Consider the following 21,991-nt stretch of genomic DNA (forward strand, 5'->3'; position numbering starts at 1 on the left):
AACGAAGATCCCAAGCCGTTCATCTGGACCAAGACCGCCGAGGAAATCCTCGACTCCCTCGCCCGCTTCTGCCGACGGATCTCCGGCGCAGGACACTAGCAACTAGACATGTCTATTTTTTAGACACATGATTGTTGTGTGAGTACGGAACGAGAAGACGCGCTTGCCGCACTGCGCGAGTGGTCCGTCCCCGGCCGCCGTGCGGACCTGGTCGCCGCGGCCTGGGAGGCGGGCGCCACCGTGGTCGCGATTGCCGAGGCAGCCCGCGTCGGAAGCCGTCAGACCATCTACGACGACCTCAGGGCTCGGGGTATCGACCCCCGGAGCCGCCCCAAGGAGAAGAACATGCCTGCTCCGATCACCGTCGAGGGCCTCAACGGCATCACCGACCTGGAGGACAACGACAGCCCCGTCGCCAGGGCGGTCCTCCAAGCCCGCGGCGACCTGGCCTCCCCCGGGCTCAACGCCGAGGCCAGGCGGCTCATGACGCTGAGCCTCGCGGTGGGGCAGTACAACGACCTGCGCGCCGCGCTCGTTGACGAAGAGGAGGCCCGTGCCGAGCGCGACCGGGCCCGGCACTTGGTCGACGTCCGGTGGGAGGCGTTGGCCGACCCGAACAGCAAGGGCAGCTGGCTGCATGGCCATCACGCCTACGTCGTCGCCGTGGACAGTGCGCACCGTGCCATCGACGCGTGGAAGGCCGCCGCCGACCTCCTGCAGAGGAAGGGGTCCTTCCAGCGCGGCGAAGGAGACAACCTGCTGGCCGACGCCTACGAGCAGTCCATCCTCCCCGCCGGCCACCCCCCGGTGAGCAAGCCCGACATCGACGCCGAGGCGGAGGCCGCCCGGCTGCACGAGGAACTGGACGCCGAGCACTCGCGCCGCAAGGCACTCGCCGCCGACACTCTCGGTCTGGCCACCCAGAACTGACAGGAGAGCAGCATGCTCGCCCGATTCGCCATCGACGACGGCCGGCACGTGCCGGAGTTCGTCATCGACGAGGACGCGTCCACCGCCGCCGGGGCCGCCCGGTTCCGGGCCACGTGCTCCTGCGGCCGGATGCCCCGACAGATGGCGGGGACCCGTGAACAGGCCCTGGCGACGCACATCGCCCACGTCAACACCAAGATCGGCCCGTCCAAGGGCCCGGAGTGGCTCCCCGTAGGTGCCCGCGTCGTCATTCTGGGGGCAGCCATGATGATCATCTGGGGCGTCTGCTACGGCACCGGCCAGATCCTCACCCACGACCATGACCTCACCGGTGCCAGCGCCAAGACCGTCCTCGGCGGCTCCCACCTGGCCGGTCTCGCCCTGGCCTTCGGCCTTATGGTCGCTGTGCGGCGCTACATCGCACCCACCCGCGCCTGACACCTCAGCCCGAACGAGGCGCCCGCAGCCATCCGAACTGGCTGCGGGCGCCGTTCGACTGTACTGCGCGATGCCAACCTCACGGACAGCAGAGCTAGGCCGCTTCCCGTACCGGAAGGACCGGCACGGCGGCCTGCTTGGCGGACTCCAGTGCTTTGGTGAACGTCGAGGCGACGACGACGGCCTCGTCGGCCAGCCTGTCGATCTCGGCGACCGCCAGGTCCTCGGCCGTCGTGCGGGCCAGCAGGTCAAGGAGCTCGTCGCTGCCCGCAGCCAGCCTCTCGATCTCCCGTACCTCGGCGTAGCGGGCGTCGGCCTCCGCGACCTGCTCCGCGTAGGCCTCCAGCGCCGCCACCCGCCGCTCGATGCCGTGCAGGCTCGTCGCGAGAACAGATCGGCGAGAGGCGAGCAGCTCGGCCACCGTGGCGTTGCCCGTCGCCTGCGGCATCCTTTGAGCCTTGCGTGCCACTCGGCTGTAGTCCCGCAGATCTCGGGCGATCGTCCACTCCTGACGGGGGAAGGCCGCCTCGTTGCGCTGGGCATCGAGCCACTTCTCACGGTGCACCTTGGAGTCGAGCACGGCCGTCATCGCCCGTTTGGCCCGGGCCAGGAGTTCCCGTGCGTCGGGGGTCAGGACCTTCGGATGCACCAGGTGCTTCTGGACGGCGGCGAGCCGACGCAGCTGTCTGTTGTAGAGCGCCCGGTCGGCGATCAGGCCGGCGCCGAGCACGGCCACAAGGCCGGCGGCCAGCGGCCAAACGGACAGCAGCGCGTGCCCCAGGTCGACGGCCTTCTGCAGCTGCTGCTCCAGCGCACCGACGAGGGTCGAGGGGTCCGTAGAGGGGTCCGCGATCTCAACGCCGCCGGTCCACCGCCACACCATGGCGGCAGCCGCCACTCCCGCGCCGCCGCGCGCCAGAAGGGGCACAGCCGCCCACAGCGGGTTGACCAGGGGGCCCGTGTAGCGGCGAGGGTCCTCCAGGGACTGCCGCAGAGCCTTTCGAGTAGCGTCCGAGAGCTCCGCATCCGGGTCAAGGACCGGACGGGTCGCGCTGCCCGTGGCCTTCCTGGACTCCTTCAACGCTTCCTCCCGTGTACGACCACAGTCCCCTAGGCGATGCTCCGCCGGTGCCTGTCCTGATCCCGGTGGCGACCGCGTGGGCGCGGGCCGCTGCATCGGTCCGAGCCACGGTACGTGAACGCGTTCAGACGCCGAGACGAGTGGACCTCGACGAGTCTTCACCTGACCGAGCTCACCAGCTCGTGGCGGGACGGGCAGCCCGCCGTGACGGGGAGAAGTGAGCCATGGCCAACCCCTCTCGTGATCACCGGCACGGCCGCCAAGCCGTTGGTTGGCTGTGGTCCGGCATCCAACATCCGCAGATGTCAGCGCCGTTCCTCCGAATGGCATGGAACAGTACGGACTTCCTGCCGCGCGCCTTGGTCACCTTCGCCGTGAAGCGAGGTCTCCCGCCCGGCGACCTTCGGGAGCAAGCCGTATCCCGTCTTGCTGGCCCTGGTGGTGCGGACGGCCCGGGTGGCGGGAGAAGGCCTGGCCGGACGACCCCGACGCCGGTCATGATCAGCGTATGGGTGCAAGTGCGTGGGACACCGAGACGAGGCGGCCGATCCATGTCGCTCAGGGGGTAGAAGGCCTTCCGATCGGCCTGGCAGGCGGCCGATACCTGTGCAGGGCCTGCGCGGATCCGCTGATCCTCAGGGGAGCCCGGCCCGAAGCGAAGGTCACGCCGCACTTCGCCCACCAGGGGGGAGGCCCATGCCGAATGGCCGACCGGGAGGCGCAGATCGACGCGGAGGACCAGGTCGTCATCCAGTTGAGCCACCAGATCCGCGCCCTGCCCGGTGTCACCGGCTGCACTCTCGCCTCTCCCGGAGACGACCCTCGCCAGCCGATCGGGCTGCCACCGGTCGTCGTCGCGCAGTGCGGCGACACCACCGTGGTCATCGAACGACCCGGCACCCTCCCCGGCATGCAGGCCGTACGCCGACGCATCCACGCGGTCCGCGAGCATCATGCCGGCGCCGCTCACGTCTGGTTCCTGCGCCGAGACCTCGGCCAGTTCGGCCAACTCCCCAGCCACACGGTCCGCCTTAGCGGCCGTGACGTCGAGCACCAGCGCGTCGCCCCCACCGAACAGCAGCTCGCCATTCTCGACGCCGGCGGACACGTGTACTGGCTCGACGGCAAGCTCGTGCTGGTGCCCTACGGCTACCACTCCTTCCGGCACCCCGCTCGCCCCGAGCAGGACTGGACAGCCTGGCCGAAGTGGCCGCCCCACAAGGACCCCCGGGACGACTGGCGGATCAGCAAACCCCGGCCGGCTCCGACCGCAGACTGCTGGGGCCTGGTCCCGATCACCCTGTCTTCCCTCACCCGCACCCGTGTGGCCTTCCACCCCGCCGACGCACACAAGATCATGGACGAGCTGTACGCCGCCCAGGAGGGCCGCTACCGCTGGCGCGACCGACGAGCCCGCGAGGTCTACGCCGAGCGGCACGCCCCGCCCCCTCCGCAGCCCGCCCCGATCCCCGCGACCGAAGCCTCCGCCACCGAATCTCAGACAGAACCGGCTCCCTCGCCCGAGCATCCGCAGCCGACCAGACAACGGGATGCCGAGACACCCCCGCAAGGGACCGTGATCCCGTCCCCCACATCGTCCGCGAACCCCGCGCAGGCCTTCCCGCCACCGCCTGCGTCCCCACCCACGATCCCTCCGCCCCCGCAGCACTTGCCCTCCGCGCCCCCGGCGCGCCGGCAACGCCGGTGGACAGACGCCTTCCGCATGCTGCGCCGACGGCGCGAGCGGTGACGAACGAGACCGCGGTCGAGACTGCGCCGACGCGACACAGCTACGCCCTGGTGGTGGTGAAAGCGAGACCGTCACCAGCACGGCGCAGCTCGCCGATCTGCTCCAAGCGCAGGACGCACACCGCCAACCGCATGGCCTCGCGAACGGTGGTGATCAGGAACAGCTCGCCGATCTCCTGCGGACGCGCGGACGCGCCGGGAAGTGCATGGAGCATCCGGCGGACATCATCGCGGTAGCGGTGAGAGGCGTCGATGTCCTGCTCGGTCAGCATGCACGCCATTCGAAGTGGTCGTCGGCCGGGGCGTAGCTCCTCAGCTCCACCCAGTCCTGCTCGGTGGGCGGGGTGTCCAGATGGAACACGTCGAGCCTCAAGAGGATCTTCCTTCCGCAGCGGACTGAGGCAGCACGGGACGCCGGTGCGAGAGCACCGGACTGCGGGTGTTGCGATCCTCGACCCGGCGAAGGGCCGCCACGGCTGGAGTAGCCGACCCGATCGTGCGGGTCGGCTCCACCCTGGGGGTGGCATCGCGCCACAGGAATCTCCTGCCGTTGTCCGCTGACATGGAAGGTGGGCCGTCTGCCAGTGATCTGCGAACGGCGCCACCGCTTATGCGGCGACGCCGTTGCATCGGGGCGCCCGACGGCGCTTTGCCCCCGGCGTTGGCCGGAGGTGCTGGTTTGGCTCTCCGCCGAAGCGGATGGCCTGGCGCCGCGTGCCCGAAGTCTGCGGCGCCGTCCCCCCAGAGTAGCGGCAGCTGCCAATTGCGCGTGGGCCCTCAACGAATGAGTACGTGACGCCGGTCCAACTCGGGAGGCAAACGGTCCAGCCTCCCTGTCAAAGGACAGCCGTGCATGCCGTTGTCCAGGCTGCTTGAAACTCGTGCGCCGCAACTGTCACACCGCGTGCCTTCCACACACCTGTAGCAGGTGACAGAGGACCTCACCTCGGGAGATGCACGTGACCCGCACCTACACCCTCACCTCGCACACACCCCGGCAGCAGCAGGGTTTTCGCCCGACCGGCACGGCCATCTCCCCGGTGGCCTTGCGCCAGATGGCCACGGGAGAATCCGAAGAGACGGCGCGAGCCGAGCTCACGGAGTTCGAGCACCTCATCCCGACGGCCACGCCTGAACAGGTTCGGGGCGAGGCACGGATCTTCCACGCGCTCATCGCTGCCTACGGCCGCCACCGTCCCACCCTCACCGGCGGCCCGTTCGGCATCCGCAGCCTCACCCCCCGACCCGACGAACTGGTGGTTCGGATCGCACCCTCTCAGCTGGACCGGTGGATCGACGCCCTTGCCTACCGGGAGGGCGGGACCGGCGTCGCAGGCCTGCGCTGGGCCGGCCATCGCCGGGGGACCCTCCTGACGCTGCCCGGGACGAAGGTGCTCCTCGCGGACATCAGCGAGTCCGACTGGCGTGCTGCGCTCGGTCGCCGATCCGCGGACCAGAGCAGCCTGATGCCGCACTGGATCCCCCAGTTCCGCCGCGAGCCCGAGTACACCGCCGCACAGGAAGCCGAAGTTGAGGGCATCGCCGGCCACCTCAGCGCCACGCTGCGGCGGGTCCGGCTCCTCGACCCCCTCACTCGTATCAGCGGTCACGTCCACCTGTTCAGAAGCTGTTGTCTTTCCGGGCTTGACGACGGCGTTTTCGCTGGTCGGGCATAGGGCCGGTGATCCTGTGGGAGTGATGGTCTGTCGTGTCGCCGCTGCTGTGGAGGTCATGGATGCCGTCGGTCGTGGGGCTGCTGGAACAGCGCGAGGTCGTCGCTCGCCGTCGCGTGGACGAGCTGCGGGAGGAGGCCGACCGCATCCAGGCTGAACTGGCCGTGGCCGAGCGGGACTGGAAGGAATGGGCCATCGCTCGCTCGCGGGTGGGCGAGGTGCTTGCCCCGGCAGAGGAGACGGGGAATGGCCACGACCAGGCCGACCGGACAGCACCGACCGCCGACGGACAGGCCGAGGAGGCCTCGTCAACGCCGGAAGCGGCAAGGGCGAAGTCGCAGGTGCCGGTGTGGCGTGAAGGGCTTGCGTGGTCGGCGTTGTCGGTGGACTACCAGCGCATCCTCACCGTGCTCGCGGACCGCGCCCGGCTCCATCAAGGGCCGCTGACCTGCCAGGAGATGGCCGCTTCGTTCGGCATGGACGTGGTGCCGGCGCGGGTGGAGGCGCTGAGGTCGAAGGCGAAACGCCTGGTCGCGCGCGGCTGGCTGGCCGAGCCTGCGCCGGGCCGATCCACGCCCGCCCGCGGCGTGAGCGGGCCAGGCGGCGGGTCATGACCATGGTCATCGACCAGTAGACCATCGCCTCGGCGCTGGCGGTGCGGCGCTCGAAGTCGCGCACCAGGCGGCGACTTCGCATCAGGTGGGCGAAGAGACGCTCGACGATCCACCGCTTGGGCAGCACCACGAAGCCGCGCATGTCGTCGCTGCGTTTGACGATCGCCAGGACCAGGGCGAACGTGGCCAGACAGTGCTCGACAAGGCTTCCGGTGTAGCCGCCGTCGGCCCAGACGAGGGCCAGGCGATGGTGTGCCCGGGCCACCCGCTCAAGCAGGGCCTGGGCAGCGGTGCGGTCGCCGACATCCGCGGCGGTGACCATCACGCCCAGCAGCAGGCCGAGGGTGTCGACCACGACGTGCCGCTTGCGGCCGTTGATGAGCTTGCCGCCGTCGAAGCCGCGGCTGTCCGCGCCGACGACGGCGTCCGCTTTGACGGACTGCGAGTCGATCACCCCGGCCGACGGCTGCGCGTCCCGCCCCAGCTCCTCGCGGACCCTCGCGCGCAACCGGTCGTGGAACTCCTTGACCAGGGCGTTGTCGCGCCAGCGGCGGAAGAATGCGTAGATGCGGTCCCATGGCGGGAAGTCGGCGGGCATCGCCCGCCACTTGATCCCGTTGTCCACGAGATACCGGATCGCATCGAGCACCGCGCGGTGGCAGTACCCCTCCGGCCGGCCGCCCCGCCCGCGCATCCAGCCCGGCACCGGCAGCAGCGGCCGGACCTCAGCCCACTCCGCGTCCGTCATGTCCGACGGGTACCGGCGCTGCCGCTCGGGCCAGTCAGCCGCGTTGCCGTACACGTGCGCGAGGCAATCACACGTTGGAGCGGGAGAGTTGGACTGCCCACCCATCGGCACGGAAGACTGCAGCACCGGGGCCTCCTCTTGCTCTATGGATTCGACACCCACGAGCTGTTCAGGAGGCCCCGTCTTCATGCTCCGGCCACGGCCGGATCACTCGACCGGGAACCCGCGTTCGACCGCCACCGCTCAAGATCGAAAAGACAACAGCTACTCACCACCCGCCACCGCAGCGAGGTTCACCTGATCGAGGCGTGCGAGGCGACCCCCACCGTCCTGCCGGTGTGGACTTCCCGGTCCGTCCCTTCGGCCCTCTGGCCCACCGGTCCGATCCCCGCCCCGGGCCCTGCCGACCCGTACACAGCCGTGCTCGACCTCGTCACCGAACTCGAACCCGCCCGCGCGCCTTCCGGCACCGACGATCACCCCGCCGCACGTGCCCTCTGCCACATCGCCGGCCTACGCACGGACCCTGTCGTGGTCCAGGCCGCCGAGCACGTTCTCGACGTTGCCACGCGCGTCCTCGCCGACCCGGCCCACTACAGCGTGTACGCCGCCGGCGGCTGGGCGGGAAGCTGCCGCACGTACCCCGAAGGCACGGTTCACGGAAGCGACCCCTGCCTCCCGCCCGGCGCCGAGACCGTCGCCGATCTTCCCGACGAAGCCCTCCAGCGCATCGGTCGGCACTTCTGCAGCCGTCCCTCGGACACCTCCCGTACCGACCTCGCCAGCGCCGGCAAGCAAGAGCTCGTCCACCTGCTCGACTGGGCCCTCGCCGCCGCGACCCGCCCCACCAACCGCCCGGCCTGGACCCGCGACAGGACCGACGGCACCCTTCAGCACACCCAGCCCCTGCCCGGCCGTGAAGGCGTCCTGACCCTGACCGCCACCACCACCGGGGTGTATCGCGTCAGCCTCGACGCACTGGGGTCGAGCGACCTCGCCGACGAAGACGACAGCGTGGAATGGGAGCGAGAGGCCGCGCCCTCACAGAGCGCCGCCGTCCTGCTTGCCGAGCACGCCGCGATCGAGGCCGCGGTCTGCCTGCCCTTCCAGCGTGAACACCGCAAGCAGCGCCTCGTACTCCCCGCGGTGGTGCCGGCCGAGCCCACCATCCGGTCCGTCATCGCCGAAGCCGACTACGTCCTGGGGTTCTTCACCCTCGCCAGCGTTCTCGGCCGCCTCCACGACCGCGCGGGCTCCATCCAGGGAGCAGCCGACGGCCACTGGCGAGCTGATCCCCACTCCGACACCCCGCCCGACCGCCCGGCCACCCTCACCGCTCTCATCAGCGACTGGTGCGCGCTCCCCTCTCCCCACCACGGCGAAGCCGCCAACACCGCTTCGGTCGACAGCCCCGCTTACCTCCGCCACCTCGCCGCCCACCGTGCGGCGTTCGACCCGTTCGCCACCCGCTACCTCGCCGCCGCCGACAGCCTCCCGGGCGCGCACACCTTCGAGGAACGCCACCTCGCCGGCTTCGCCGCCCTGCGCACCACTGATCTGTCCGCCTTGACCCGTACGGAGGTGCGGCCCGTCCGTAAAGGCCTTCTCCGCCTGGTCAGGTCCCTCCCGCAGAATCCCGCCCAGCTGACCGCCTGGTACGAACAGCACCTCGGCCAGCCCTGAAACTCACCGACCTCGGAAGAAGGAGCAACCGCACGATGAGCGATCAACCGCCAGCCCTGGAAGCGTTCGTAGGCCCCATCAGACGAGGTAAGGCACCACTGCCCGCCGGCGCCGACGCCGACCAGTGCGTGGCCTTGCTGAGCGTGCCCTGCACACCGTCGAGTGCCGTGAGCTCGGTCCGGAGGCCGCCAGGAAGCAGTTCGGACCGTTCGCGGACACCGCGGACGGCCGCGTGACCGTGTTCATGGACGAGGAACTGCTCCGGGCCCGCCACCCCGGCCAGGTCGAGCTCCACCGCCTGGCGCGCGCGGTCCGTGAGCGAGGACCGGCTGTGGACGTCGTCCTGGTGGCGCCCAAGCCGACCATGGTGCTCATGGACGAGATGGCCCACGTCGTCAGCAAGGTCGCCGAGCCCGTCTCCAGCCTGGCGCTGGCCGGGCGGAACCGATGGGTGTACGAGCTGAGTCGGCCGCTACGAGGCCCGGCGGTTCCCGAGAGTCGATCGTGAGGCGGCGGGCGAGCGACGAGGCTTGGACTCCAGAGAGCTGGTCGACGCGTCCGCGGCGGAGGTGCCTACACGCGACCATGCCAGGAGTGGCGAGTTGCCGTTACGGAGAGAAGGAGGCATGACGTGGTGAAACGACCGCCGGAGAAATCTTCTCGGGCAACAGTTCGGACAATGGGTACGCTTTCGCAGTCGGCTTGGGTGCCGGCCTTCAGCCGGGCACGGCCCGTGACGAACCAGGGGGACCAGATGACCACCAAGACTTCACGCACAGCAGGACCCGGGCCCGTCGGTACTCCCGGCAAGCCCGTCGTTTACTTCAGCGACGAGGCCTCCGCCGTGATGAAGCCTCTGCCCGGCCCGCCTCGGCGCCTGCAGTCGCCTCTGGAGACCCTGACTTGGCAGGAGCCCCCCGCCGTGGAATGCGGAGACGACGAATCGCAGTGACCGAACGGGTGGGGAGCAGCCGCCGGTCTTCACCAGGGGCTTTGGCGGGTGCCCCTGTGGTTCAGTGCCGTTGCCACGGCATTGGAACCAGGGGCACCCGGCGGGTGCCGCATGGGCACCGGAGCGCGGCTGGTGGGATGTCAGTTGGACAGCGCGCCGGTGATGGTAGGCATTCCCTGGACCGTGGTGATGGAGGCGGTAGGGGAGAGGACCTTGAATGCGTGCTTCCACCCCCGGTCCGCAATGCTGAGCAGTTCTCCCGTGGGCAACTTCAGTGACAGGCGGTTGTGGCTGATGTAGCCGAGCCGCCCGTAGAACTTCGTAAGCCTTCGGTCGTGGCGCAGAGTCAGGACCGTGTATCTGGCGTCCCGGAACGTTTCCTCGGCGTGCTGGAGGAGCGTGCGGGCGATTCCCCGGTTTCGATAGGCGGGGACCACGGCGAGGCCGTGGACGGTGGAGATGCGCTCGACGATCCTGCGCCGCAGGATCTTAGGCGAGCGGTTCGGGTCGGACATCCACTTGGCGAAGCCGCACGTGATGGCTCCGACCGGGACGCCCTCGCTGTTCTCGGCGATCAGGAAGTGGTTCCTGCGGTGTGAGAGCGGTCCGTCGTCGCTGTGGGTGAGGGCGTGCCGCATGGGGGCCAGGGCGCCGGGCACCTCCTCGGCCCGCAACTGGAGGTCGACGAGCGAGATCAGATCGACGAGGGTGTCGCCGTCTTCCGGAGTCGCGGTACGGACGCGGATGTCGGTGTCGGTGAGGGTGGGGACAGGCATGGTCGAGTCCTTGGCGGTGACAGCCGGACCGTTGTGGCACGGCTGGAGGTCGGTGGGGGCTGGGCGCGAGGTGGTCAGCCGAGCGGGGTGCTCCAGCCGAAGAAGAGCCAGCTCGGCTCCGGCCCGGCGGTGTCGAGCAGAAGCGCTCCCGCGCCGCCGGAGCGGACGCACGGGGCGTCGTCCTCGATCAGGCGGTCGGCCAGCCAGTCGGCGTCGTCCTCGCAGAGGGGAGCGCCGTACGGGACAGATGACGGAACGGAGATGGCGTTGAAGTAGCCCGCCAAGACCGGGCCGAGCGCGGAACGGTCGTGCACGACGGTGACGCGGCCGACCTTCGTCAGGTCAGCGCGCCGCGAGAACGGGTCGACCGGAAGTTCCCGGTCCTTGGCGGCGTGCTTCGCGAAGGCGCTCTCGGCGCTGGGGCCGCTGGCAGTGAAGCGGAAGACCATGGGTTCCAGGTGCATGACAATCCTCGCAAGCGCGGGCGCCGTGTAGCCGGCGCACAGATGGGAATCCCGGCGTGATGCCGGTGAAGTGAGGAGGGGCCGGGTTCCGGCGACATGACTAAACTACATATTGAAATGAAAATACGCAACATCGTGCGGGCTGGGTGCCCGTGTGTACGGCACGGACCTGACGCGTACGCAGGTCACAATGGGGGTGGTCTCGACGGCGTCCGGCTACTGGGGGAGTGTCTTTGTCCACCGACCGCCTGCAGTCCATCAGCCCCGCAGCGCTGGCAGCCCGAACCTCCCGACCTCACATTCCAACCTCGCGCTCCGAAGGCTCGACCGAGGACGCGTCCTTGGCCCTGATGGACGCGGAGGCCTTTCGCAGCACGCTCCAACGCAGTGTCGCCCAAGGCACTCTCAACGCCGCGGTCGCAGTCGAAGCCGCCCGGCGGATCGCCCGCGGCAGCCTCGATGTGGCCGCCCTGCGGACCGTGCTCTTCGAGACAGCCGCTGCAGAAGTCTGGGCGCCCGTACGGCAAGCCGCCATCGCCGCCGTAGCCGCCAACCCTGCCCTGGCGCCGAGCATCGTCTCCATGCACGCCCAACTGCTGCGCACGCCGTCCGCGACCGTACGGGAGGGACAGGGAGATGACGGCCAGCCGTTCTTCGTCGCCGCAGCCACCTTCGCCTCCGTCAGCGGCAGCGTCCAGCAGGCTCGCACCCGCAAGGGCGCCCGGCAGCAGGCCATGACCAGCCTCATCGCCGCCCTCGCCGACCTACCAGACCCCCTTGCCGATCGCGCGGTACCCGACTGGAACTGGGACACACCCGCCCCCCAGCACCAAGCACCCGCCACAGCAGGGACGGGCACCAACCCCGTGTCGGCCTTGAACGAGTTCCACCAGGCTGGCCACATCAGCCGACCCGACTACCGGCCCCCGACACCGACGCCCACCGGTTTCGCGGCTACGGTCACCGCCGTCCTCCGCGGACAGAAACTGACCGGCGAAGGGACCGGCCCCAGCAAGCGCCAAGCGCGGGCCGAAGCAGCCGACCGCCTCCTGAAGGCCGTGCAGACCGCCCTCGACGCCGACGACGACGCACCGGCCGCGGAGGAACCGGCGGCTGCCGCGCCGGCTCCGCCTGCTCTACCCATGCCGCCCGCGCCGGCAGACAGCCAGGAGCCGCCGCGCGCCCTCCCCGCCAGCCCGACCGACCTGTTCGCCGCCCACCGCGTTCTCGAGCAGGCACTCGCCGACGGCGCCGCCCTGACCCTGCTGCCCTCACGCCACCCCGCCTGGGCCGCATGGATGTTGTTCCAGCCCGACGGCACACCCCTGCCCGCTCCCGTCCACCTGCCGCCACCACTGCAGCCGGTCACCCGCGAACTCGTTCTCGCCGGCGCCGGCGGCATCATGCCGCGCCGCGCCACCGTGACGGGGATCGCCGTCCCCGTCGACCTCGCCCTGCCCGCCCTCCTCACCCCCCGAGAAGGCGAGCACCCCTCCGTCACCGGATGGCGCCCCGCTCTCCGCCTGGCCGTGACGTGCGTGGCCCAGCAGCGCGTCTACCCCGCCCTGACCGCCGACGGCCACGGCTGCTGGCGCATCGGCCCGATCACCGACCCGCTGCGCACCGCCGTCACCGAGGCCGCCGCCCGAATGGCCCCCGAGGGTCACTGTCTCCTCGCCGGCCACACGCCCCTGCGCGTCGTCGCACCCGAGAACGCCCTCTGGCCCCTCCTCGACGCCGTCGCGGACGCGATGGTCCGCACCCCCGGCGCAGCCCCGCTCCTGGGCCCGGGCCCGTTCACCAGCCCCCCACCCCCCGAGTCCGAGCCCACGCACGAACTGTGGGCCTGGGCCGACGCGATCGAGGACGCCGCCGACCCCTGTCCCGCTCCCCGCCTCACGCTGCGCATCAAGGAACCCGAGACCAGCGAGCAGACCCCGACCGCCCAAGCCGTCCTGCACCTGGCCGCCGACGACCAGGACGAACCCGTGCCAGCGAGCAGCATCTGGGACGGCCACCACACCGACCCCGCTCTGTCCCCTGCCGTGCTCCCCGGCGTACGCCGGGCGCTGCGCCGCGGAGCCCGCCACTTCCCGCCGCTCGGCGACCTCGCCGCCCAGGAACGCCCGCGCCGCCTCACCCTGTCCGCCGAGGACCTCGCCCGCCTCCACGACCACGCAGCCGCCCCGCTCGCCGCGGCTGGCATCACCGTCCAGTGGCCGCCCGCTCTCCTCGGCGCGCTCACCGCCACCGCCGTCATCGGCAGCCACAACACCGCCGACGAGTTCACCCCCGGCAGCGGCTTCCTGGCCCTGGACCGCCTGGTGGACTGCCGCTGGCACATCAGTCTCGACGGCGACCCGCTGACCGAGGAGGAGATGACCGCCCTCGCCGACGCCGCCTGGCCGCTTATCCGCCTGCGCGGCCGCTGGCTGCTCATCGACCCCACCACCGCCCGCCGCGCCCGACACCGCGCTCTCGCGCCGCTGCCTTCCCTCGACGCGCTCGCCGCCGCGCTGTCCGGCACCCTCACCCTCGACGGCGAAACCCTCGACGTACGGCCCGCCGGCACACTGGCCCCCCTCGTCGACGCCCTGCGCCAAGCCCCCGACGCCCCCCGGCCCGTGCCACCGCCGACCGGCCTGAAAGCGAGCCTGCGCCACTACCAGCAGCGGGCCCTGACCTGGCTCACGCACACCCTCGGCCTAGGCTTCGGCGCGCTCCTCGCCGACGACATGGGCCTGGGCAAGACCCTGACGACCATCGCCTTGCACCTCCACCGCGCCGAAACGGCCGGCGAAGCAGCCGGCCCGACCCTCGTGGTCTGCCCGGCCTCCCTCATCACGAACTGGAAGCGCGAGATCGCCCGCTTCGCCCCCGACACCACCGTCGTCCGCTACCACGGCACCACCCGAGCCCTCGACGCCGATGCGCTCGACCACACCACGGTCGTCATCACCACCTACGGCACCCTGCGCCGCGACCCCGCCCTCGCCGCCACCCAGTGGGGCCTCGTCGTCGCCGACGAGGCCCAGCACATCAAGAACCCCGCCTCCGCCACCGCCAAGGCCCTGCGCGACGTCCCCGCCCGGGCCCGGCTCGCCGTCACCGGCACCCCGGTCGAGAACACCCTCACCGAACTGTGGGCCATCCTCGACTGGACCAACCCCGGCCTCTTCGGCACCCGCGCCGCCTTCCGCGCCCGCTACGGCACCGTCGAGAAAGATCCAGGCGCGCCCGCCGCCGCAGGCCTCGCCCGGCTCATCGCCCCGTTCATGCTGCGCCGGCGCAAGACCGACCCCGGCATCGCCCCCGAACTGCCCGGCAAGGTCCACCACCACCGCATCGTCGCCCTCACCGACGAGCAGACGGGGCTGTACGAAGCGATCGTCCGCGACACCATGCACAAGATCACCACCAGCAGCGGAATCGAACGCCGCGGCCTGGTCCTGAAACTGCTCCAGGCCCTGCGCCAGATCTGCAACACCCCCACCCTCTACCTCAAAGAACCCCTGGACGACGCCGAGCTGGCCGACCTCACCCGCCGCTCGGGAAAGCTCGCCGCCCTCGACGACCTCATGACGACCCTCGCCGACCGGGGCGAAGCCGCCCTCGTCTTCACCGGCTACGTCCAGATGGGCCGCATCCTCGAACACCACCTGCGCGCCCGCGGCCGCTCCGTCCGCTTCCTCCACGGCGGCACCCCGCCAGCCCGCCGCCAGGAACTCGTCGACGCCTTCCAACACGACCCCGACCCCGCCCCGGTGTTCATCCTGTCCGTCAAGGCGGCCGGCACCGGACTGACCCTCACCCGAGCCGAGCACGTCATCCACTACGACAGACCCTGGAACCCCGCCGTCGAGGACCAGGCCACCGACCGCGCCCACCGCATCGGCCAGCACCGCACCGTCCAGGTCCACCACCTGATCACCGAAGGCACCGTCGAGGACCACATCAACGACCTCCTCGCCCGCAAACGCGCCCTGACCGAAGCCGTCCTCACCTCCGGCGAAGGCGCCCTCACCGAACTCGACGACACCGAACTCGCCGCCCTCGTCACCCTGGGAACCCGATGACCGGCACCACCCGATCCCTCGCGCCCCTGGCCGGCGCGTGGAAACAGGCCTTCCACCTCGCCACCGACGGCTCCGGCTCCTACGGCAAGGGCCTCAACCTCGCCCGCAACGGCGCGGTCGCCCAGATCCACACCCAGCCAGGCAGAATCAACGCCCCCGTCGCCGCGAAGAAGGCCACCCACCAGGCCGCGATCCACCTGCCCGAGCTGACCGCCGCCCAATGGGACACCCTGGCCGCCCGGCTTGCCGGTGACCCCCAGGCCGTCGCCGACCTCGTCGCCAACCGGATCCCAGCCACGATCGCCGACTCCGGCCACGCCGGAGGCATCTCCATCGTCCCGCCGGCCGACAGCATCACCTTCTCCTGCTCCTGCCCCACCGGCCGGTCCCACCGCGTGTGCGACCACAGCGCAGCCCTCGGCCACGCCGTCGCCGAACGCCTCACCACCACCCCCTCCACACTGCTCGGCGCCCGAGGCATGACCGCCCGCGCCCTCGCCGCCCACGTACGCGACCTCGTCGACGGCGCCGACCCCGGCCCCCTCCCCGCCGACACCAACGGCACCGTGCGCGCCGCCCAGCTCTACGCGCTGGCCGCCCATCGCCCCCCACAGCCCCCGCCAGCCCTCGACCTCGATGCTGTCAGCACCCTCACCTGGAGCGACGCACCCCTCCCCGGGCCCCGAACCCAGGATCTGACCCGCATGACCGCCGATGCCGCCGCCCGTGCCCGGAGCCTCCTGGCCGGCACCGCCGCTGCGCCCCACGACGAGTTGGCCGACATCCTCCGGATCCTCGCCAGCCCCGACGGCGCGGACCATCTGGCGGCCGCCCAGCACGCCACCGGCATCCCCGAAGCCACCCTGCGGGCGATGATGATCGGCTACCGCCACGGCGGCCCGGCCGGCGCCCACGCCACTCTCGCCGCCACCCCAGCAACCACCAATGCCCTCGAGCGGGCACGAGAGGCCGTCCACGTCTCCCGCGCTGTCGGCCTCGGAACCATCACCATCGACGCCAGTACGCTCACCGACACGACCGCCGGAGTCCAGATCCGCCCCGGCCCCGACGGCCGCTGGTACCCCTTCACCCTCCGGCGCGCCAACGAGTGGCGCCCCGCACCCGGAGCCTGCGACGATCCCGCAGAGGCCTTCCGCGCCGCACGACGCGCCCGCGCCGCACGACCACTCAGGCGATAGCCCCACCGGCGACCTGACCAGAACGTCACCGAGCCCGAAAGACCCACCGCATGCCGGGATCCGCAGACCGGCGTACGCGTCTACCAGTTTATTGTCGACCGGCTCGACGACCGGCGCCGCGAGCAGTACCCCGCCGGCCGCGAGGAATACGAGGCCGACTGGAGCGCCGCCCACGATCTGGAGAAAGACTTCGCCGAGGCCGTCCATGCCGACGACCTCGCCACAGCTGAGCAGCTCCTCGAGGAGCTCACCGACATGGCAGCTCCGTGGTGCGACCACCCTCACCACCCGGCCAATCAGGCCCGTGACGGGCACCAGGCCGACCCGACGATCCCGGGTACACGATCGTGAGGCGGCAGTTCCTCCTTCCAGGCGGCGTGACCACCTTGATGGTGGCGCTCACGCCGACCGTGATCAGCACCCGCAGTACGCCATGGGCCGTGGGATGGGCCGCCATCCTTCTCGGAGCCGTCCTCCTGCTGATGCTGCTCGCCCTGGTAGAGCGCCTCACTTCCCCAGACCGACCCGAGCCCCACGACGCCCCAGAATCTGGACCCCTCTGACGCTTCGTCATAGTCCTGGGTAAAGGCGGCTATCAGGTTTCTGACAGAGACGCACGACCATGGGCGTTGTGCCAGCCGGCTGCCGCGGGATCCGAAGCTGGGGAATCCGGATTCTGCAGATGCGTCGTCAGAACGGCTGAGATCATGGCAAGAGGGTCAGTTCATGATCAAGGCACAGCAGTGGGGGCGGCGTTGGACGAGAAGTGCACGGTGCGCGCGGTCGCGATCGACTACAAGGCGGTCCTGCACGGGCCCGGGCGCGCGCACGAGGGGATCGCTGAACTGCTGCGGTGGCTCGATCAACGCGACGTGGCGTGGGTGCTGCTGACCAACGACCCGATGGACGCCAAGTCGGCCCTTGCCGCGGCCGGCCTTCCCGAACCGGCCCTGCATCTGTGCCGCGACGACATCCCGGACAAGGCGAAGCGCGGAAACAAGGCATGGCTGGAGGCTGTCGCGGACAGGCTCGGCCTCCGCATGAACCAGCTCATCCTCATCGGGACCTCGCAGTTCGACTGGTACACAGGCATCCACGCCGGCGTCGTCCACATCCACGCCCGCTGGGCCAGCCGCCTGGGAGCGAAGATCACCTCGCTGATGTCCGACGAGCCGTCCGATGTCATCGAACTCCTGAAGTACTTCCTGCTGCACGAGCCCCGCTGGGCGTTCCGTCTCGATGACGAGGACCGCGCCTTCGCGATCCGCTCGATGCTGCCCTTCAACGCGCGGTTCCCTCGCGGCGGCGGCCGGACCTTCACGATCAAGGACATCTTCACCTACGAGAACACCGTCAAGGTCGGTGACGAGGACGCGCGTGATGTCCTGATGCTGCACCTTCTGTGTGCGGCCTACCTCGATGGTGCGCTGCCTGGTCAGAGTTTCTTCTGCGTGTACCCCAGCAGCACGCCGGCCAAGGGCAACCCGCAGCTCGCTGGCTTCCTGGACCGTGCCAAGGTCATGACGGGCTCCTCCTACAAGGAGGACCTTCTCGAGCGTGTCTCCCAGGCCCCGGACACCAGCCTGGAGCGGTACAAGAGGAGCATCAATCAGTCGACGGGCCGGGACATCTCCATCGCCGCCCAGGCCCGTACCGTGCGAGTCAACCCGGCCTACAAGAAGAAGATCATCGGCAAGACGGTGATCGTATTCGACGATTTCACCACCGAGGGCAAGTCCCTGGAATGGGCCCGAACCCTCCTCAGCGAGGCCGGAGCAGCACGGGTTATCGCACTGACCATCGGAAAGTACCCCTCGCGCCACACCGTCTACCAGCTACGTTCCGGCGTCACGATCGATCCCTTCACCACCAACGACATCACCCTGACGCACTTCCTGACGACGACGGGCCCTGGAGGAGCGGAGGAAGGGCCGTCGGTGGTCCTGACGACGGCCATGGAGCACTTCGCCGCCGCTGCGGAGGGTGCCGTCGAACCCCAGGCCCCTGAGGCGGCCCCTGACCGGATGGCTCACCCGGCGCCCCGCCCGGTTCCTGTCGGCACCCGCTCTCCGATGACCGCCTACAAGATCGCCCGACAGCGGCACCTCGCGGACATGCTCACCCACCTCCAACAGCATGCGTATCCCCTCGTCTGGCGCGGCGAGTACCTCGTGCCGACCGGGGAGACGACGACTACCGCTTTGTGGTGGATCGCCCTGCCGGGGCAGGTCGAGCAGTGGTACGACACCAGCGAGGCGGAGCGCCTGGTCAGCGGCATCTGTCTGGCGGTAGGGATCATCTGGGAACCGGTCGCGGCGCCCGGCGGGGCCACCCAGCTCGCCGAAGCCCTCGCCCGTATGGAACAGCGGCGACAGGCCTGAGGAACCGGCTCGACGGCCCCCTTCCTGTCCGTCCGGGGGCTCCGTACGCCATGATGGAAGTGGCCCGAGAACCTCGCTTCATCCTTCGAACATCCCGGGGCCACGAGTAGAAGGACACCCTGATGGACCTCGATATCACTGCTGACCAGCACGATCTGCTGACCCTGTGCGCGCTGCGCGCCGGCGATGCCACCCTCGACTGGAGCCTGCTCGCCCGCGGAGCCCAGAGCCCCGATGGCCTGGCCGCGCTCATGGACGGACAGCTGCACGAGGACTCGCGTGCCGCGACCAAGAACCGCCCCCTGCTGCAGCAGGCTCTGGCCGCCGGCCTGGACGATGCCCGTGCCCGCGTCGACGACGAGCTCGCCGCCGCCGACAAGGCCGGCGCACGCCTGGTCACCGTCCTGGACAAGGACTACCCGGCGAACCTGCGCGTGATCGGCAACCTGCCGCCGTTCCTCTTCTACCGCGGCGAGCTCGATCAGCGCGACGCCCGCTCCATCGCCATCGTCGGCACCCGCCAGGCCTCCGAGGACGGGCTGCGGCGGGCGGCACGGATGGCCCGCGAGCTCGTCGAGCACGACGTCGTGATCGCCAGCGGTCTCGCCAAGGGCATTGACGCTGCCGCCCATCAGGCAACGCTCACCGCGGGCGGCCGGACCTTCGCCGTCATGGGCACCGGCGTCGCCGCCCCGATCTACCCGGCCGAGAACCGTCCGCTCGCGAAGGCGATCCTCAGCGCTGGGGGAGCGCTGCTGAGCCAGTTCTGGCCCACGAGCCCCCCGGCGAAGTACACCTTCCCCCGACGCAACGTCGTCACGTCCGGCACCACGCTGGGCAGCGTCGTCATCGAGGCTTCGAGCACGTCAGGCGCGAAGATGCAGGCCCGCCTGGCCGCCGAGCACGGCAAGCTCGTCTTCCTGATCCGTTCCCTCGCCGACACCCAGCCCTGGGCCAAGAAGATGCTGGACGGGGGCCGGGCGGTCCTGGTCACCGCCTCCAGCGACATCACCGACCGCCTCGGCCAGGCAGCGGACATCCAGGCCGCAGGACAGCAGCGCCAGCAGCTCGCCCTGGCCGGCCTGTGACGGCCGGTCTCCCCAATCCAGCAGGCTTTCCCAACTGTCCGGTATGCGCGTACCGCATCACCGGCACCGCCCGCCTGTGCTCCGACTGCGCCGGCCGCACCCTCCAGCCGGTCGCCGAACCCCACTGCCCCGTCTGCTCCCAGGCCGTCGCGCCCGGCAGGCAGTGCAGTAATCGGGTGTGTGCGCTCCCGGAAGCCGAGCGGGGGTTCTCCCGCGTCGACGCGGTGGCCATGTACTCCGGAGCCCTGCGCGACAAGATCCACACGCTGAAGTACGAGGGCCGGGCCGGCTGGGCGATGATCTTCGGCCGGCTCCTCGTCGGCTGGATGGAGAGCCACCCCGAGGCGATGAACGGCGTCGACTACGTCGTCGGCAACCCCACCCACGTCGGCCGCCAGCCCATCCAGCACATCGAGGCGATCATGGACGCCGCCTACACAGAGGACGTGACCAGGGCCTTCCCGCTCAGCCCGCCGGGCGCGCACCGGCTGGTGAAGCATGCCGAGACGGCCCGGTCCGCGAACCGCACCCTGGAGGAGAAGCGCGCGGCCGCGACCGCGCATGCCGCCGCCCTGACCTGGACCGGGGACATCGGCGACATCAAATCGGCCACGATCCTGCTCGTCGACGACGTGTTCACCAGCGGATCGCAGCTCCAGCACGTCGCGCTCCGGCTCCGGGCGACCGGAGCCGCCGACGTCCGGGGGCTCGTTCTCGCCCGGGTCCCCTGGAGCGGGTGACGCCGACCGGGACACCGGGACTGGGCCTGTCGGCTGGCTCCGGCCGGTCGGTCAGTGCCGGACGCTTCGCGTCGAGCTCACGCGGCGTGCCCAGGACGGTGATCATGTGGAGGCTGAGGCGCCTCTAGGAAATCCGAGGGGAGCAGCCCGGCGCCACCGTCCCCAGCCCGGGCCGGTGACGCCGTGGTCGGGGCGTCCGCGTCGGGAATCACGACGATCCCGCCGACGTGGTCAGTGACCCAAGCCGGGGGAGTCCGGCCTTCCAGGACGTCGCGTACGTAGTCGGGGACCTCCGCCCTCAGCCCGCGGAGCATGTGAGCGAGGTACGGCACGGAGAAATGCCCGTAGTCGTTGGGGACGTTCTCGAAAAGGGCGCCGGTGACCGGGGCGGCGCGTTCCATGACCGCCGAGCCCGCGAACTGGCCGTGTCTGATCCGCTGAACAGGCCGGAGAAGTTCCTTTGCCACCCTGCGAGATCCTCGCTGCGGTTGCCGCAGGAAGCGCTCGAGGTCCTGGTCCAGTCCGCGCGCGAGGGGCACGATCGGCGCGTCCAGGCCGTCGGGGCTGGCGATGTCCTCGACTGGAACGGCGTCGTGGAAGGCGCTCACGCCCGCGTTCTTGGCGTCCAGGCCGACCGCGTTCTCCGCCACCAGAGCGGAGACAGTGGACACACCGACCCGGTCGCGCTCCTTGCACGGAACGTCGTCATGAGTGCGGTCGCAGGCCAGAGTCGATCGGTACTGGGCGCCCCCGCAGTACAAGACGTACGCGGCGGGGACATGGAAGCGGTTCGCCGCCTTGATCAGCTTCGAGAGCTGCGTCTGGTCGTCGCCGCGCGTCTTGTAGCTGAAGTCGATGCTCCAGCGCTTGCCGTGCAACTTCAGGATCTTCGCCTGGACCAGGAGCCCGTAGCAGGTGCCGTCCCGGTCCACCCACCACCACAGCCAGTCGGCTCCGTTCTCCTTCTCCTCGTCGGCTGCGAACTCGACGAACCGGATGCGTGGGGAAGCGGTGGACAGGAGCACCTGGGTCGCCGTCACCTCACGGAACATCCCGCCGGCTTCCAGCATCCCCGCCACTCAGACGATCCACTGCCGTCCGGCCCTGCCGGAGCGCCTCATGAGGGCTGGTCTCATGCCCGGAGAAGTGACTCAACGCGGCTGCCCTTCTGCGGCTTGGCCATGGCTTCCTCATCATCCCCCGGCACCAGGTCCGTCGTGGCCGATCCGGCGTCCTCGTGACCGCCTCCCGGGCCAGACTGCGTTCGATCCGCGCCGGGCCCCGCCACGCGAATAGGTTCCGCGATACATGCGATAAGCGACGGGATGGCGCGGTACGTTGGCAAGCAGTCCTCCCGGACGTCGCGTCCCCCCGTGCGCGGCGTCCGGGGGCACACCGC

General features: G+C 70.4%; 18 protein-coding genes and 1 pseudogene. 12 read left to right on the plus strand and 7 right to left on the minus strand.

The annotated features are described in order from the left end of the window. Positions 1-138: 138 nt before the first annotated feature. Positions 139-930 (plus strand): hypothetical protein, encoded by a 792-nt coding sequence (locus IO29_RS28475; protein ID WP_030382671.1) that lies wholly within the window; start codon positions 139-141, stop codon positions 928-930. A 12-nt stretch (positions 931-942) separates the two neighbouring features. Further along, positions 943-1,368 carry a hypothetical protein gene (locus IO29_RS28480; protein WP_030382672.1) on the plus strand — a complete coding sequence of 142 codons (426 nt, stop codon included), beginning with the start codon at positions 943-945 and terminating at the stop codon, positions 1,366-1,368. Positions 1,369-1,462: 94 nt separating this feature from the next. Here the strand turns inward: IO29_RS28480 and IO29_RS35755 are convergent, their stop codons facing one another. Further along, positions 1,463-2,449, minus strand: a complete 987-nt coding sequence (locus tag IO29_RS35755) for a hypothetical protein (protein WP_158709388.1) — start codon at positions 2,447-2,449, stop codon at positions 1,463-1,465. A 703-nt stretch (positions 2,450-3,152) separates the two neighbouring features. On the opposite strand from IO29_RS35755, the gene IO29_RS28490 reads away from it, so the two are divergent. After that, the gene (locus IO29_RS28490; RefSeq protein WP_030382674.1) at positions 3,153-4,199 is read left to right on the plus strand and encodes a hypothetical protein; all 1,047 of its coding nucleotides are present in this window, start codon (positions 3,153-3,155) and stop codon (positions 4,197-4,199) included. 40 nt (positions 4,200-4,239) lie between these two features. Here IO29_RS28490 and IO29_RS28495 read toward each other — a convergent pair whose 3' ends face one another. Further along, positions 4,240-4,470 carry a hypothetical protein gene (locus IO29_RS28495; RefSeq protein ID WP_158709389.1) on the minus strand — a complete coding sequence of 77 codons (231 nt, stop codon included), beginning with the start codon at positions 4,468-4,470 and terminating at the stop codon, positions 4,240-4,242. A gap of 687 nt (positions 4,471-5,157) precedes the next feature. On the opposite strand from IO29_RS28495, the gene IO29_RS28500 reads away from it, so the two are divergent. Further along, entirely contained in the window at positions 5,158-5,874 is a 717-nt protein-coding gene (locus IO29_RS28500) for a hypothetical protein (protein WP_158709390.1), read from the plus strand. Positions 5,875-5,927: 53 nt separating this feature from the next. Here the strand turns inward: IO29_RS28500 and IO29_RS39105 are convergent, their stop codons facing one another. Next, a complete protein-coding gene (locus IO29_RS39105) occupies positions 5,928-6,125 on the minus strand; it encodes a hypothetical protein (RefSeq protein ID WP_030382677.1) in 198 nt (65 codons plus the stop codon). Between IO29_RS39105 and IO29_RS39740 the strand changes: the two genes are divergently transcribed. Beyond that, positions 6,036-6,485 (plus strand): hypothetical protein, encoded by a 450-nt coding sequence (locus IO29_RS39740; RefSeq protein ID WP_234307666.1) that lies wholly within the window; start codon positions 6,036-6,038, stop codon positions 6,483-6,485. The genes IO29_RS39105 and IO29_RS39740 overlap by 90 nt on opposite strands. A 25-nt stretch (positions 6,486-6,510) precedes the next feature. Here the strand turns inward: IO29_RS39740 and IO29_RS28510 are convergent. Continuing rightward, positions 6,511-7,422 (minus strand): annotated as a pseudogene (locus IO29_RS28510) (IS5 family transposase); the annotation flags it as partial. 231 nt (positions 7,423-7,653) lie between these two features. Between IO29_RS28510 and IO29_RS28515 the strand changes: the two are divergent. After that, on the plus strand, positions 7,654-8,916 hold the full coding sequence (locus IO29_RS28515; RefSeq protein ID WP_030382679.1) for a hypothetical protein: 1,263 nt from the start codon (positions 7,654-7,656) through the stop codon (positions 8,914-8,916). 124 nt (positions 8,917-9,040) lie between these two features. Further along, complete coding sequence (locus IO29_RS28520) at positions 9,041-9,424, plus strand: hypothetical protein (protein ID WP_030382680.1); 384 nt, start codon at positions 9,041-9,043, stop codon at positions 9,422-9,424. A gap of 584 nt (positions 9,425-10,008) precedes the next feature. Here the strand turns inward: IO29_RS28520 and IO29_RS28525 are convergent. Together IO29_RS28525 and IO29_RS28530 are read right to left on the minus strand one after the other, a co-directional pair. After that, positions 10,009-10,644: a GNAT family N-acetyltransferase gene (locus tag IO29_RS28525; protein WP_030382681.1), complete on the minus strand. Its 636-nt coding sequence runs from the start codon at positions 10,642-10,644 to the stop codon at positions 10,009-10,011. 74 nt (positions 10,645-10,718) lie between these two features. Next, complete coding sequence (locus tag IO29_RS28530) at positions 10,719-11,108, minus strand: hypothetical protein (RefSeq protein ID WP_030382682.1); 390 nt, start codon at positions 11,106-11,108, stop codon at positions 10,719-10,721. A gap of 350 nt (positions 11,109-11,458) precedes the next feature. Between IO29_RS28530 and IO29_RS28535 the strand changes: the two genes are divergently transcribed. From IO29_RS28535 to IO29_RS39745, 5 genes are all read left to right on the plus strand, one after another. Continuing rightward, positions 11,459-15,184 (plus strand): SNF2-related protein, encoded by a 3,726-nt coding sequence (locus tag IO29_RS28535; protein WP_051707971.1) that lies wholly within the window; start codon positions 11,459-11,461, stop codon positions 15,182-15,184. Then, positions 15,181-16,383 (plus strand): hypothetical protein, encoded by a 1,203-nt coding sequence (locus IO29_RS28540; RefSeq protein ID WP_030382684.1) that lies wholly within the window; start codon positions 15,181-15,183, stop codon positions 16,381-16,383. The genes IO29_RS28535 and IO29_RS28540 overlap by 4 nt, the downstream gene beginning before the upstream one ends. 773 nt (positions 16,384-17,156) lie before the next feature. Beyond that, the gene (locus IO29_RS28550) at positions 17,157-18,764 is read left to right on the plus strand and encodes a hypothetical protein (protein ID WP_158717113.1); all 1,608 of its coding nucleotides are present in this window, start codon (positions 17,157-17,159) and stop codon (positions 18,762-18,764) included. 122 nt (positions 18,765-18,886) lie between these two features. Further along, complete coding sequence (locus IO29_RS28555) at positions 18,887-19,852, plus strand: DNA-processing protein DprA (RefSeq protein WP_030382687.1); 966 nt, start codon at positions 18,887-18,889, stop codon at positions 19,850-19,852. Positions 19,853-20,028: 176 nt separating this feature from the next. Next, complete coding sequence (locus IO29_RS39745) at positions 20,029-20,592, plus strand: ComF family protein (RefSeq protein WP_234307664.1); 564 nt, start codon at positions 20,029-20,031, stop codon at positions 20,590-20,592. A 77-nt stretch (positions 20,593-20,669) separates the two neighbouring features. Here the strand turns inward: IO29_RS39745 and IO29_RS28565 are convergent, their stop codons facing one another. Then, positions 20,670-21,632 carry a hypothetical protein gene (locus IO29_RS28565; protein WP_158709391.1) on the minus strand — a complete coding sequence of 321 codons (963 nt, stop codon included), beginning with the start codon at positions 21,630-21,632 and terminating at the stop codon, positions 20,670-20,672. Between the last annotated feature and the right edge of the window lie 359 nt (positions 21,633-21,991).

It is taken from the genome of Streptomyces sp. NRRL F-6676, from assembly GCF_000725625.1.
Taxonomy (GTDB): domain Bacteria; phylum Actinomycetota; class Actinomycetes; order Streptomycetales; family Streptomycetaceae; genus Streptomyces.